Annotated in this window: 12 protein-coding genes; 2 read left to right on the plus strand and 10 right to left on the minus strand. The window is 56.2% G+C overall.

The genetic code is table 11. The features are described 5' to 3' along the window. Window positions 1–97 precede the first annotated feature (97 nt). Together Mag101_RS18005 and Mag101_RS10620 are read left to right on the plus strand one after the other, a co-directional pair. Entirely contained in the window at window positions 98–1,954 is a 1,857-nt protein-coding gene (locus Mag101_RS18005; RefSeq protein WP_198039969.1) for a hypothetical protein, read from the plus strand. After that, window positions 1,935–3,311 (plus strand): HupE/UreJ family protein, encoded by a 1,377-nt coding sequence (locus Mag101_RS10620; protein ID WP_198039970.1) that lies wholly within the window; start codon window positions 1,935–1,937, stop codon window positions 3,309–3,311. Before Mag101_RS18005 ends, Mag101_RS10620 begins: the two co-directional genes overlap by 20 nt. Window positions 3,312–3,336: 25 nt before the next feature. Here the strand turns inward: Mag101_RS10620 and Mag101_RS10625 are convergent, their stop codons facing one another. The 10 genes from Mag101_RS10625 to thrC all read right to left on the minus strand — a co-directional run bounded on the left by Mag101_RS10625 (window position 3,337) and on the right by thrC (window position 14,728). After that, window positions 3,337–4,248 (minus strand): outer membrane protein, encoded by a 912-nt coding sequence (locus Mag101_RS10625; protein WP_232324991.1) that lies wholly within the window; start codon window positions 4,246–4,248, stop codon window positions 3,337–3,339. Window positions 4,249–4,298: 50 nt separating this feature from the next. Next, entirely contained in the window at window positions 4,299–5,561 is a 1,263-nt protein-coding gene (gene gntH, locus Mag101_RS10630) for a guanitoxin biosynthesis MBL fold metallo-hydrolase GntH (RefSeq protein ID WP_077404554.1), read from the minus strand. Between the two features lie 315 nt (window positions 5,562–5,876). Next, window positions 5,877–7,364, minus strand: a complete 1,488-nt coding sequence (gene lysS, locus Mag101_RS10635) for a lysine--tRNA ligase (RefSeq protein ID WP_077404557.1) — start codon at window positions 7,362–7,364, stop codon at window positions 5,877–5,879. A 246-nt stretch (window positions 7,365–7,610) separates the two neighbouring features. After that, window positions 7,611–8,706, minus strand: a protein-coding gene (prfB, locus tag Mag101_RS10640; RefSeq protein WP_157520309.1) for a peptide chain release factor 2 whose coding sequence is annotated in 2 segments (ribosomal slippage) — window positions 7,611–8,633 and window positions 8,635–8,706 — 1,095 coding nt in all. Because the reading frame shifts where the segments join, the coding sequence is not laid out codon by codon here. A gap of 96 nt (window positions 8,707–8,802) precedes the next feature. Further along, window positions 8,803–9,192: a Cu(I)-responsive transcriptional regulator gene (cueR, locus tag Mag101_RS10645; protein WP_077404563.1), complete on the minus strand. Its 390-nt coding sequence runs from the start codon at window positions 9,190–9,192 to the stop codon at window positions 8,803–8,805. A gap of 96 nt (window positions 9,193–9,288) precedes the next feature. After that, entirely contained in the window at window positions 9,289–9,780 is a 492-nt protein-coding gene (locus Mag101_RS10650; RefSeq protein WP_077404566.1) for a hypothetical protein, read from the minus strand. A 76-nt stretch (window positions 9,781–9,856) separates the two neighbouring features. Then, the gene (locus Mag101_RS10655) at window positions 9,857–10,483 is read right to left on the minus strand and encodes a LysE family translocator (RefSeq protein WP_077404569.1); all 627 of its coding nucleotides are present in this window, start codon (window positions 10,481–10,483) and stop codon (window positions 9,857–9,859) included. Between the two features lie 85 nt (window positions 10,484–10,568). Next, on the minus strand, window positions 10,569–11,477 hold the full coding sequence (locus Mag101_RS10660; RefSeq protein WP_077404572.1) for a DMT family transporter: 909 nt from the start codon (window positions 11,475–11,477) through the stop codon (window positions 10,569–10,571). A 37-nt stretch (window positions 11,478–11,514) separates the two neighbouring features. Continuing rightward, window positions 11,515–13,245 carry a single-stranded-DNA-specific exonuclease RecJ gene (gene recJ / locus Mag101_RS10665; RefSeq protein ID WP_198039971.1) on the minus strand — a complete coding sequence of 577 codons (1,731 nt, stop codon included), beginning with the start codon at window positions 13,243–13,245 and terminating at the stop codon, window positions 11,515–11,517. Between the two features lie 91 nt (window positions 13,246–13,336). Further along, a complete protein-coding gene (thrC, locus tag Mag101_RS10670; RefSeq protein WP_077404575.1) occupies window positions 13,337–14,728 on the minus strand; it encodes a threonine synthase in 1,392 nt (463 codons plus the stop codon). Window positions 14,729–14,793 lie beyond the last annotated feature (65 nt).

A 14,793-nucleotide genomic window follows, 5' to 3' on the forward strand; every position in this document is an offset into this window, starting at 1 on the left:
CTACGGTAAACCTGCTATGCATGGAAGCGACAGAGAAACGAATGGCGAAGGATACGTGCGCGAAGATTGCTCCAGCCATGGACTGCGGATAAACCCAATGGCAACAACCAAACGCAGTGCTTCTACGGTCATGTTGCTATTTTTGTTAGCCATAACCCCAACGGTCTCAGCCGACTACCTAAGCCTTAACGGCGCAGAAACTGCACCCAATATTGCCGAGTTTGCATTTGAAGGCGAACATCTACTATTGACGCTGGAGATCTCCATTGATGACGCACATCATTTTTGGCCAGCGCTGAAGGGGTATAAAAACCTTAGTCGCTTGGTAGCTGAAGCCGATAAACATTCAAATATCAACGTTCGGGTGGAGACCGAGAATGGCGTGCACGACCCCGTTGACCTGCGAGTAACTGCAGCAACCAGATCTCCCAGATATTCCCCTTTTGCTGGAAAAATTGATCCCCGCACCGGAAGAAAATTACCGTCGATGCCGCAGGACAAGCAAGTACTCCAGGTATACAGCCGCTATGACCTGGCGGGCGCTGACAAAATCACGGTCGCCCCACCTCTGGATCACACAGGCTTTAGCGCAGCTACCATCGGCTTTATCTCCAGCCACGGTGCCATGCCGGTGAACAACTACGCCTACTTATCACGCTCCGTGACGTGGCGACTAAACCGGCAGGATCCATGGCAAACACAAGTCATCAACCCCGGGATTCAGCGCCAGTTGCGTTTCCCCCTCCATTCCTACCTTTATATTCAATCGCGCGAAATTCGCCACGAAATTATTTTTCGGCCTCGCGATATGGCCACTTGGTCCGGTAACAGCTTCGACGCCTGGTTAACACTCGATGACCCGCTCAAATCAAAGTTGCGCAATCAGGCACAGGCATTCTTACAGAGCCGCAATCCTCTAGCTGTTGATCAAAAAGTAATAGAACCACAGGCGACCGAAGTCACCTTCCTGAAGCTCACCAGTACCGGATTCCTTCCCCTGGAAGACAATGAAAGTATCCCAATGGGAGCCCTGCTGATTGGCTACCGTGCGCGCTTTCCGGTGAACGGCTTGCCACAAAATGTGGAAGTAGACTGGGACCTGTTCAGTGCGTTCGAGGAGCGGGTACCCTCTCTAATACAGGACCCCGCCGGCCCCTTCCCGACCCAACTGACCCCTACCATTCCAACCCTCGAGTGGCAGAACTTCCTGACATCCTATGACGAGCCCACGGTTAGACCCGTCACTCTTGATAGACAACGGCTCACGCTATCCGGCAAAGGGCTGGGTGCCCTAGTCGCATTCGCCGTGCTCGGCGTTTGCATATTCCGCTTTCGCAACACCCAGGATCATGTGATGGCTCTGGCCACACCCGCACTGGGCATTGTTCTCAGTGTTGCACTGGCGATGCAGAGCTCGCTCGCTATCCCTTTGCCTGCCCCGGCGTCACCCGATAACGAGCGATTTTCTGAGATCATTTATTCACTGCTGAGTGAAATACCGGATGCCTACCTTGAACAGGAATCGAAAGAGTTCGAACACTCCTTGTCGCAACTGGTTTCAGAGCAAGCATTAAAGACAACCCAGGACGCGCTAGAACCCATTTTTCGCCCACTGACCATCACCGGAGATCGCGGTTACGTCTCCGAGATTTCCCACCTGCGGATAGAGGCGCTCGAACAGACTTCATCCGGCCCGCGGCAAACATACCGCGCACTGTGTACCTGGCAGGCGAGAAATGAGGGCCCGTTCTGGGGACATAGCGATCGCAAACTGCTGGATATCCGCGCCATGCTGGATCTCGAGGAGCATGAAGGAACATGGAAGATTGCCGGTTTCACCCCCATCACCATGCGCGAATCGCTTGAACCGCAAAAAGCTTGGCGACAGGACACACAGCCGTCCAATCGTCCTACGGAAACAGGGAGCACTGCCAATGCCACACCAAGCCAATAAATCGGGCAGTAGCGCGGTAGCACAATTGCGCCAATGGATGTTGATACTACTGGGTTTCGCGCTGATAACGTCGTCGACGCCGGCCAGTGCACATTTCCTGCTGAATTTAAATGTGCGCATCTTTCATGTAGAGCATAGCGCTGATGGCACCACCATCTATCTGCGCCTGCCACTGCCCTATTTACTTGCAGACAAGGTCGGCACAAACGAGGCTTCCGGCGTATTGCCCGCACCAGCCCCCTATTCCCACAATGCACTGGAAGAAGGCCGACTGGTACATTTTGTGGACTTCAGGCAATTCTATGCCGACCCACAGGGACTGGGCGCCATTGCCGAGTCTGCGTTGCAGTTGGAGAGTGGCGATCAGAGACTAAATGGCCTGGTAACCGATGTACGACTCTATGCAGTGGGAAGTGAACCGGACTTTGCCACACTGCAAGAAGCTCAAGTTGCCTTTTCACTTGACGAGCAACAGCTCCGCGGGGGGTATGTGCAAACCGTGTCCCAGACAAGCAATCCACAACAGTATGTGGGCGATACGGTAATCGATATCCGCTTGCACTATCTGCGTATCGCGCGTGGGGAGAGTTATCGCCTTGCCAGCTTCCTGAACCCAAACCTTCCGGATCAAGAAAAAACAGCGAATCTGATACTGGATTACCGGGATGGCAAAACACAGGTTTTCCGTTCCAGTGGCTTACTGAATGAGCCCATTCAAATCAGTCATTCCACTTCCAGTGCCATGGCCACCTTTATACACGAGGGCGTGGTTCACATTCTGGCTGGTCTCGACCATGTCCTATTCGTTCTGTGCCTGATTATCGGTGCCGCCTCGCTGTCTGCGCTGATGTGGCGAGTGACGGGATTTACTGTGGGCCACAGTGTCACCTTGTCGGCGGGCTTCTTTGGCTTGGTTCCCTCCGGTGCCTGGTTTGTACCGCTGGTAGAAACCGGCATTGCGCTTTCCATTATTTATGCGGCATGGATGGCTATATCCACGCGGCGCAAACGCAACAGCAGTGCATCTGGCTCACTGCAGCGTAGCGAGCGCTGGATTGTCGTCGGCACTTGCGGGCTGGGGCTGCTCCATGGCTTGGGGTTTTCTTTCGTGTTACACGAAATCCTAAAAGTAGACGCGCCAAACATCTGGCAAAGCCTGCTGGCGTTTAACGTCGGCGTGGAGTTGGGGCAGGCACTAATTATTCTGGCGATTTGGCCGTTGTTATTACTGATCAGGAATCGGCGGGAAAGCCTGGAGCACTCCCTCTGTACCGGCATCGCATTCAGCTGCAGTGCCATTGCACTGTTCTGGACACTGGACCGCAGCTACCAGTTTGTTACTGCGCTGACGACATAACAGGGAAAAAGGGAGAGGCCGGCTACTACCATCGCCAGCTGTAGGCCAAATAGGGACCGTGCTGGTCAATATCGTAGGCAAAGCGGCCATCTGCACGATACGTTGCGTAATCGATGCCATAGAACAGATAGCCAAATCGCAGCGCGTGACGTTCATTGAACGCGCGCTCCGCGCCTACGAGAACCCCCCACTGCAAATCATCACCGCCGGCACCAAAACCACCGACATCCGCGCGCAACGCCAGCGTCAGGCAGCTGGATACCTCTATGCCAGTACGAAAGCCCACCACCGGTTCCCACCAGGTTTCCGTACCGCCCAGAGATTGCTGGATCCCCGGCCCCGGGAAAATATCGATTCCCAGGTTTGTATCGATTTCCTGCTTCAGGTAATTCCAGCGCGCGCCCGCCGACAAATCCACCGCCCATGGATACTTCGCCCCTACCGGTGATTCGAAAGCGCGGTACATGCCCTGCAGGGACAACCAACCCTGGCGCACATCGACGTCGACATTCAACGTGGCAGTTAAGTCCAGCTCCGGGTTCACTGCGGGTTTGAGCGTTGCCCCCTGATCCAAACTTAGAGACACGTAATACAGGTCTGCGAGAATGCCAAAGCGATCGCGACGCGCCTCAAAACGCGTGGCAAACGCGATATCCAGGATTTCCAGCACATCTGATAGGTCCAGATCCAGATCCGCCTCGGTACCGGCCACCGTTGAGGTTCCTTCGGTTGCAACCGGCAAAAAAAGATAGGGGGTCAACGAGTACTCCCATTCCTTTTCCGACTCCTGTTCCGCATTCTGTGCCAACGACGTAATCGGCATAAGAAAGATGGTGACTAATAACACAAGGGAAAGTGCCAGCCCACGCTCAAGCGGTCGGCATTCACCGGAAATTTCTTGCTGAGCAGGTAGTCGGATTTCCATTACCGAGTCCATGAAAATATTTCCCTGTTGATGCATGCTTGTGACGGGCGCCCGTTAAATCATTACTCGGGCATCGGCGGCGGTGTGTAGCCCTGCCATTTACCCGCCTCTACCTTTTCAGAAGGACTTTTTTCCTCGGTACGCGGCGCATTTTTGTAGGCTTCACTCACCGCTGGCGGCAGCACATAATCATCCACCGTGGCCATGCGCACGATGATGTCATCCTTGGTGACGTTGATAACCATCAAGTCACGCGCCAGAGCCAATGGTCCGCTGTAGGTGGCACGTACTCCATCCATAATGGCCGCGTTGTTCTCTGGTGATTGAACCGAGTGATACCCCACCGCAAGACGGGGTTTAATGGCAGACATAACTTTGCCAAACGCATCCGGTGATGTGTGAATTCTCGTGGCAACGTAGGTAGCCTGCTTTAAATCCCAACCAAAATATTTAGCCAGCTCATCCGGTGGCAGGAAACACTCATGGGATGCGACATCGGCGTCTTTGGCATACTTGATGTACCAGTTGTTGGGGTAAGTATCGCCGCCAAAAACATACTTCAACCCGTTCCACTCAAGGCTGTAGCTTACCGAGCCATCGAGACTGTGTATCGCGGGCCAGGAACGCACCGTCACACCGTTTTTTTCGTAGACAACGGCATTTTCCTGCATGTAATCAAACTCATGCACCACGATCTTTGCGCCCTTGTCGGGAAGCGCGCCTGTGCGTGTCGCCAAATCCCACGCATAACCTTTTTGCATGGCCTCTACAAACGCTTTTGAACCAAGCTCTGGCGTGGACCCGCTGGGGCCATAGAAATGAATGGGCGTATAGCGCCCTGACAGCCAACCGCCAATGTGCAACCCCATGAAGTCACCGACATGGTCAATATGCAAATGACTGGTAAATACCTTGTCTAGCCGTGAAAAATCTGGCCGTAACGAAAACAGGTTGGCCATGGAACCGGAGCCAATATCAAACAGGAAGCTATCCCCATTTCCCAGCTCCACGAGATAAGAGATGGAAACCGCGGCCCGTGTTTGGTTGGGCATACCGGTACCCAGCGCGGTAATGCGCATCTCATCCGCATTTAATAACTCGGTATTGGGGAAGTAGCTCGCGGGATACGTAGTACCACGAACAGGTGAAGCGATACGTCCCGGTGGCGTCGCCGGAGGGCCACCATTCTTCAGTTGCAGCCGCGCCTCTTGCGCGTGCGCACTGCTCACAAGCTCGGCGGTAATAGTCGCCCAAAACGCGACGACTGATAGAGACAGCAGGCATACCAAGCAAACCTGCCGCCAAGGTAATCGCTCGTCGGCCATAAACCCCTCAACACATTCGTCCGTTGATCAACGTATCGCGCGCCGTTACCGGAAACAGCCATACGAAAGTCGCTCTGGGAACCCAAAAATTATCGGACACACTTTGCCCGACTATACCCCTAGGTCTAGTTGTGAAGATTTAGTTACGCAACCGCTGGCAAAGATGAAGAGACAGAAATGAAATGCCGAGAGATGATAAAGACGGCGACAAAAGAGAGAAAGAAAGGAATCGAAAGAAAAGAAGAAAAAGGTAGTTCCAGCTAATGGCACCGCCAGCAAATATTACCGGCGGTACCAAGCCATCACTGGAGGTGATCAGGCGCCTTCAGGACGCATATGCGGGAACAGCAATACGTCGCGAATAGACGGTGAATCGGTCAACAACATCACCAGCCGGTCGATACCGATGCCCTCACCGGCGGTGGGCGGCAGGCCATATTCCAGCGCGCGGATGTAGTCAGCGTCGAAATGCATGGCTTCGTCATCACCAGCTTCCTTCTCGGCCACCTGTGCCTTGAAACGCTCCGCCTGATCTTCCGCGTCGTTCAGCTCGGAGAAGCCATTGGCGATCTCGCGGCCACCGACGAAAAATTCGAAGCGATCGGTTACGAAGGGGTTCTCGTCATTGCGACGGGCCAGCGGGGAAACTTCCGTCGGGTACTCGGTGATAAAGGTCGGCTGGTCGAGGCGGTGCTCGACGGTTTTCTCGAAGATCTCGATCTGAATTTTGCCGAGGCCCCAGATGTCCTTCAGCGGAATTTCCAAACCTTCTGCAACCTTTTTCGCGCTGTCGATATTATCGATATCGGCCGCCTTCAGCTTCGGGTTGTACTTCAGGATGGAGTCGAACACGCTGATGCGGTCAAACGGCTTGGCGAAGTCGTAACTGCTGCCCTGGTAGTTCACGGTAGTGCTGCCCAGTACGTCGGTGCAGATACCGCGAATCATGGCCTCAGTCAGATCCATCAGGTCGTTGTAGTCCGCATACGCCTGGTAGAACTCGAGCATGGTGAATTCGGGGTTGTGGCGCGTGGACAGGCCTTCGTTACGGAAGTTACGGTTGATTTCGTAAACCCGCTCGAAGCCACCGACGACTAAGCGCTTGAGGTACAGTTCCGGCGCAATACGCAGGTACATGTCGATATCCAGCGCGTTGTGGTGGGTGACAAATGGGCGTGCAGTAGCGCCGCCGGGAATCACCTGCAGCATCGGCGTTTCCACTTCCATAAACTGGTTGTTGTTCAGGAAGCTGCGAATGTAGCTGATGACCTCGGAGCGAATACGGAACACGTCGCGGGATTCCGGGGTGGCAATCAGGTCAACATAGCGCTGGCGGTAGCGCATTTCCTGGTCGGCGATACCGTGGAATTTTTCCGGCAGTGGGCGCAGTGCTTTGGTCAGCAGGCTGTAGTCTTCGCAGTTTACGTAGAGGTCGCCTTTGCCGGATTTGTGCAGGGTGCCTTTTACGCCGACAATGTCGCCGATGTCCCAGGTGCCCCAGCGCTGTTTGATATCTTTTTGCGCGGTTTTGTCTGCGTACAGCTGGATACGGTCAGAAACGTCCTGAATCACCATGAAAGGGCCGCGCTTGGCGAGGATACGACCCGCGACGCAGGCGGTATTGCCTTCGGCTTCTAGCTCTTCCTTGGATTTTTCACCAAACTCTTTCTGCAGGTCGGCGGCGAGGTCTTCGCGGCGAAAGCTGTTCGGGAAGGCATTGCCCTTCTCACGCATGGCACTCAGTTTGGCGCGGCGCTCGGCGATCAGTTTGTTTTCGTCTTGCGGAGTTGGTGTGTTGCTCATGATCTATCACATGTCTTTTGGGTGTAGTGCGTGCTTCGTAGCTTGTACTGAGCTCTGTTTGGATACCCTGGCGGCTGAGCACCAGGTATCCCTTTTCGAAACCGCTGTGAATACATCCCTGTACGCTGCGTCGGCGACGTCCTGTCGCCGACGCTTTCGAAAAGGGATACCCGGTGCTCCGCCTTCGCTTTGAAGTTTTTTACTTCGTAAGCCAGTGGAGCCCGATACTAGGGTTACAAACTTGGGTTACAAGCCTGCTTTTAAGCTCGCTTCAATAAACTGGTCCAGGTCGCCGTCAAGCACTGCCTGGCAGTTACTGGTCTGAACACTGGTGCGCAAATCCTTGATGCGCTGGTCGTCCAGAACGTAGGAGCGGATCTGGCTGCCCCAGCCGATGTCGGACTTGCTCTCTTCCATCGCCTGTTTTTCGGCGTTGCGCTTCTGCATCTCCTGCTCATAGAGCTTGGCACGCAGCATCTTCCACGCTTTATCGCGGTTCTGGTGCTGGGAGCGCTCACTCTGACAGGCCACGACAATACCGGACTCGATATGGGTCAAACGCACGGCGGAGTCGGTTTTGTTCACGTGCTGACCACCGGCACCAGAAGCGCGGTAGGTATCTTCGCGCACCTGTGACTTGTCCACTTCGATCTCAATGTTGTCGTCGATCTCGGGAGAGACGAAAACAGAGGTAAACGAGGTGTGACGGCGGTTGCCGGAATCGAACGGAGACTTGCGCACCAAGCGGTGTACACCGGTTTCGGTGCGCAGCCAGCCGAACGCGTATTCGCCCTGGAAGTGGATGGTGGCACTCTTGATGCCCGCAACTTCGCCAGCGGAGGCTTCTTCCAGGATGGTTTTGAAGCCGTGGGCTTCGCCCCAGCGCAGGTACATGCGCAGCAGCATCTCGGCCCAGTCCTGGGCTTCGGTACCACCGGAGCCGGCCTGGATATCCAGATAGGCGTTGTTGGGGTCGGTCTCACCGGAGAACATGCGACGGAACTCGAGGGTTTCCAACTGCTGCTGGAGGTTGCCAAGTTCGCTGGAGACTTCCTCTACGGAGTCTTCGTCGTCTTCTTCCACGGCCATTTCGAGGAGTTCGCGGCAGTCACTGATGCCGCTATCGAGGTCGTCGATGGTTTTCACCACGGCTTCCAGGGAGGAGCGTTCACGCCCCAGTTCCTGGGCGCGGTCGGGTTCGTCCCAGACACTGGGCTCGGCCAGTTCCAGTTCGACCTCGGTCAGGCGTTCTTTCTTGCCAGCGTAGTCAAAGATACCCCCTAAGAACGTCGGTGCGCTCTTCGAGGTCTTTCATCTGGTTTAGAAGCGGATTGATTTCCATAGATGCGTCGGCTTCTGTCGGTTAAATTCGGGCGCGCATTCTACCTCAGGACGGCCGCAGACATAAGGGGCAGCAGAGCGCCAGCCCCGGAAACACTCACTTTCCGCCGGCAAGCTGGTCGAGAATTCGGCAATTGGGGGAGTCATCGCCGGGGCAGGAGTCTGCCAGCTCCGCGAGGGTCTCGCGCATGGCGCGCAAGCTTTGCAGCTGCCGCTCCACTTGGGCGAGCTTTTCCGCAACCAACGCCTTGGCATCATGGCTGCGGCGGGAGGGGTTACGATACAGATTCAGGAGCTCACGCACCTCTTCGATGGCAAAGCCACAGGCGCGCGAGCGCTGGATGAACTGCAGCGTGGCCACGTCGGCAGCGCCATAGTCACGATAGCCATTCTCGCCACGAGCTGGGACAAGCAGCCCGATAGACTCGTAGTAACGCAGTGCCTTTGGCGTCAGTCCCGCTTCCCGGGCAGCCTGTGAAATATTCATCTCGCCTTCCACTTATTCGCAACAGGCCACCAGCTTGCGCCCTCCCCCTGGGGAAAGGTCAAGATTCCTGCTGCTGGGGAGGCGGCGATCTCCGCGTCAGCGGGAGGCGGCGCCTCCCGTAGTCTCCTGCGGACAGTCACCCAGCTGATACTGGCCCGGCTTTGCCGGATCGAACCCGAGTTCAAGAGCGGCATCGAGAAACCCTGCGGGGATTTTATGGATCAGCACATCACCGGTGGCGCCGCCACAGACGCTCGGATACATGCGGTCGGTACGGGTGGCGCAGCGGCTCTCCTGAACCTTGATGCCGTTTTCCACCAATTGTGCCGAACTTGCCTGCAAGCTGCGGCCGCCGCCTTCGCACTGGCGATTACCCCGCGCTTGCATCACCCACATATTGGCATCGGTCGAGGTGTGCGCGCCGACGGCAGCTTGAGGATCCGCCGCGGCAGGCGCTTGCTTCTCTTCCTTTGGTGGCGCCGCGTCATTTGGTTTGTCGGTCGCAGCCTTATCACGGGAGGTGTCACAACCCGCCACAGCGACGGCAATCGAGGCGATAGCCACCGTTCGAATCAGTGCTTGAAACATGTTTGCTCTCCTTTGCTCAGCCCACTCACGCCAACTCCGATGCGATTGAGTCGGGGATTTCCTTACTGGTTTACGTTCAGCTTAGCGCGAGCCACACCCCTACGCCCATCATCAGGGTGCCCGCGATACGATTCATCAATTTGACACTTTCGGCGCGCTGCAGCAAGCGGCTCAAGCTATAACCACCGCTGGCATAGATCAACATGCACGCAAACTCCATCAGCAGGATCAAACTGAGCAATACCATCATCTGCGGCACTACAGGCTGGCTCTGATTAATAAACGGTGGAAGCAGTGCAACAAAAAACGCCCAGCCTTTGGGGTTGGCAACCGCGGTAACAAAGCCCTGGGACATCAGGGTTTGCGCAGGAATAGACACCGACATTTCACAAGGTGACTCCGCCAGTGCCATCTGCCCTTGTGACCGCCACATCTGCACACCGAGATAGGCGAGGTAAGCGGCGCCACAATATTTAAATAATTGGAACGCCTGTGGGTATTGCAACATAAACGCGGCGATCCCCACTACAGTGGCAACGGCCACCAGGGCAACCCCAGCCAGCTCTCCCAGCATCATCCACAAAGTACGCCGGACACCCAGCGCCATACCCATGGTGAGCGCCAGCGTCATACACATGCCCGGTGTAATCGAGACAAAGAAAAACGTAGGGATGAATACCGCCAATACGGACAAATCAATCACTCAGCACAACCTCCAATGCCGACCTCAAATATCGAATAGCCGCTCCAAAACGCTCACCAAACTTCAATGGAGCGTTATTGGAGCTTTAATGGTGCGTTCCGTTGTGATTGCCATAGTGACTGACAAACATGCCCGCCAACATCAGGCCACAACCCACCAGTTCTTTCGCGCTCAGCAGCTCATTCAAAAACAGCCAGCCCGCGGCCACCGCAAACACCGACTCCAGGCTCATAATGACGGTGGCGTGGGACGGCGCCGCATTGCGCTGCCCCAATAACTGGAAAGTAAACGCGATGGCCGTGGAGAAGATCATCATGTAGGCGATCGGCCAGGCTGCATCCCAGGCAGCCTGCAAGGTGGGCTGCTCAGTCAGCAGCGATGCGATTGCCGACAGCACGCCACACACCAAAAACTGAATCGCCGCCAATCGCAGCGCATCGTAGCGATGCACCAGGTAGTCCGCAGACAGTACCTGAATCGCAAACACGAAGGCGCTGGCAAATACCATCAGGTCGCCAATCAACTGCGCTTCTTCGCTGAAATCTGCCAGCCAGTAAAGACCGATTAGCGCCAGGGCAACCCCTGCCCAGGTCCAGCGATTGGTTTTGTGGCCGAGAGACAAACCGATAACGGGCACCAGCAGCAGGTAAAAACCGGTAATAAATCCCGCACGCCCCGCGGTGGTATAGAGCAGGCTGACCTGCTGTAAGGCCGCCCCCAAAAACAACCAAAACCCAAGCACCGCACCACCGGGAAGGCACTTGCGCCACGAATGCAGGACATCACTGCCCTCCTCCATCGCCACCTGCTCCCTGCGAGCACCGAGCCAGTAAACGATGGGGATCAGTAACAAACCACCCAGAAAGAAGCGCCACGCATTGAACGCCAGCGGTTCAATGTGCGCCATGGCAATTTTCTGCGGGACAAAGGCAACCCCCCAGAAGAGCGCCGCCAACAGCAGTAATAATTCCGCTTTCGCCTGCTTTTGTTTCATCTAATTTCCAAAATAAAAAGCGCCTACCAGCAAACCATCAAACCGGCTGGATATGACTGACCATCAGCTGCAAGGTCTGACGGCCGCGAAATTCGTTGATATCAAGCTTGAATGCCAAATAGACGCGTTCAGCCTGAGAAGGCCACATATCGGTATCCACGTTAAAGGCGATGGCATCCAGTGCTTTTTGCGGCGCATCCGCGGGGGCGACCACCATCTTGAGGTGGCGCTCTCCGACAATGCGCTGCTGCAACAACAAAAATTCACCATCAAATTCCGGCTCTGGAAAGCCCTGCCCCCAGGGGGCGCAGCTGCGCAAGAGCCCCGCGGTCTCCATGGTGAATTCAGCCTCGTGAAGTGCACCGTCGGTTTCAATCACCGCCTGCAGCTGCGACTCCTGGATACGATTGCGCACCGCTGCTTCGAAGGCCTCCTTGAATACGGGGAGATTTTCCAGCGGAAGGCTGAGGCCCGCGGCCATGGCGTGACCACCAAACTTGCTGATCAGGTCCGGTTGCGCTGCGGCCACATCGCTCAGGGCATCGCGGATATGCAGCCCGGGTATGGAGCGTGCAGATCCCTTCACCAGATCGTTGTCGCCATCGGCAAACGCAATCACCGGGCGGTGAAACTTTTCCTTGATGCGACTGGCGAGAATACCGACCACGCCCTGATGCCAGGCGCTGTCGTAGAGGCACAAACTCCACGGCAACCCATCCTCCGCCAGCTGTAGCTGGTCGAGGGCAGCCATGGCCTCCCGCTGCATACCCGCCTCAATCGCTTTGCGATCGCGGTTCAGGCCGTCCAGCTCCACCGCCAGCTCCCGGGCTTCCTCCGGGTCCTGAGTGAGCAGGCAGCGAATGCCGGTACCGATATCGTCCAGTCGCCCGGCCGCATTAATGCGCGGACCCAGAATAAAACCGATATCGCCGGTAGAGAGCCGCTGAATATTGCGCCCGGCGACGTCCATCAATGCCTGAATACCGGGGCGACAACGGCCCGCGCGAATACGCGCGATGCCCTGATGCACGAGAATACGGTTGTTGTGATCCAACGGCACCAAATCGGCCACCGTACCCAGCGCAACCAGGTCCAGGTACTCCGCCATATTTGGCGCAGCAATGCCGGTTTCCTCAAACCAGCCAGCGGCTTGCAGGGCGCTCTTTACCCGACTTAGCAGGTAGAAAATGACCCCGACACCCGCCAGGTTTTTACTGGGAAAATCGCAATCGGGCTGGTTGGGATTGACGATGGCGTCCGCTCTGGGCAACTCTTGCCCGGGCAGATGGTGGTCGGTAACGATCACCTTGAGACCCGCTGCGCGCGCGGCTTCGACACCATCAATACTACTGATGCCGTTGTCCACGGTAATCAGAAGATCCGGGTTGTACTCCCGGGCCACTTCGACGATTTCCGGGGTCAGGCCGTAGCCGAACTCAAACCGGTTCGGCACCAGGAAATCCACCGGGCCCGCGCCAAGCGCGCCCAGCGCCAGCACCGCGAGCGTACTGCTGGTGGCACCGTCCGCGTCAAAGTCACCAATAATCAGAATCTTCTGCTGACTCCGTATGACCTCGGATAGCAACGCTACCGCGGCTTCCATACCGCGCATATTCGCCGGGCTGTGCAGGCGGGCAAGCTGATGCTCCAGCGCATCTTCACTATGGACGCCGCGGCCCAACAGGACGCGCTGGAGAATTTCGGGGGTAGAAGACGTAAAACGGCCAGAGGAAAAATCCACTGGCCGTCGTCGAATAATCGCGTTCATCGCATCCGGTCGCTCAGGTTCCTGGAGGGCCGGAATTACTCCGGCAGGCTACCCCCATTCTACCCGGACGCGGGCACCGCTCAAGCGGCGGTTAACCGAGTGCGTGAGAGATGAAATCGTGTACCGCAGAAAGTTCGTTTGGCAGGATTTGTAACCGCTCTTCCCGCTCCATCAGATCCGCCATATGGTGCGGCAATGGCACCTTGGTACCCGGCAGCGCCTTGTCGACGGCTTCGCTGAACTTGGCCGGGTGCGCGGTGGCCAGGCAAACCATGGGCTCAGCCTGGGATTTGCGCGCCTTGCGCGCCGCTTCCACGCCAATGGCGGTATGCGGATCGAGCAGGTACTCGGTGGATTCAAACACCTGGCGAATCACCTCAACCGTACGCTCATCACCCACGCGCTCGGAGGCAAACAGGGTACGCGCCTTCTCCAGAACACTTTCATCCAGCTTGAGCGGTGCACTGCGATCTGCCAGCAAACGGGCTACCGCCGCACCATCGCGACCATGCAGGTCAAACAACAGGCGCTCAAAGTTACTGGAAACCATAATGTCCATGCTTGGGGACAGGCTGTGCACCAATGGCTGCGGCGAGTGATCGTTGGCACTGATACAACGGTGCAGGATGTCATTCGCATTGGTAGCAATCACCAGCTGGTTAATCGGCAGCCCCATACCGCGCGCCAGATAACCGGCAAAAATATCGCCAAAGTTACCGGTGGGCACAGAGAAGTTGACCGCACGATGCGGTCCACCAAGGCTCAGCGCCGCGTGGAAGTAGTAGACGATCTGGGCCATGATCCGCGCCCAGTTAATCGAATTCACGGCTACCAGACGGCGACCGTCCGGCAGGAACGACTGGTCCGCGAAGCTCGCCTTCACCATGTTCTGGCAATCGTCAAAATTACCCTCTAGGGCAAGGTTGAACACATTATCTGAGAGCACCGAGGTCATCTGCTTGCGCTGTACCTCGGACACACGATTGTGCGGGTGCATGATGAAAATATCGATGTTTTCGCAGTGACGGCAACCCTCAATGGCCGCAGAACCGGTGTCACCGGAAGTCGCCCCGAGTACCACGACCTTTTCACCGCGCTTCTTCAACAGCAGATCAAACAGCTGACCAAGGAACTGCAGGGCAAAATCTTTGAACGCCAGGGTCGGCCCCTGAAACAGTTCCATCACCCATTCGTTGTGACCGGTCTGAATCAACGGGGCAATAGCGGAGTGACGGAAGCTGCTGTAGGCACGCTCAATCACGCCACGCATTTCCTCTTCACTCAGATCCTCGGAAACAAACGGCCACATAATGCGGAAGGCCAGTTCCTCATAGCTGAGACCAGCCATTTCCGCGATTTCCTCGCGGCTGAAGGTGGGCAATTTTTCCGGCACATACAGACCGCCATCACTGGCAAGACCAGTCAGAACGGTATCGGCAAAACTCAAGGACGGCGCGCGGCCGCGGGTACTGATAAATTTCACGGTAATTCGATTTGGCGTAATAGCTTAATGAATAGAGCACCGGCGAACGGAAAATCCTCTCGCCG

Origin of the sequence: Microbulbifer agarilyticus (assembly GCF_001999945.1) — a bacterium.
GTDB lineage: Bacteria > Pseudomonadota > Gammaproteobacteria > Pseudomonadales > Cellvibrionaceae > Microbulbifer > Microbulbifer agarilyticus_A.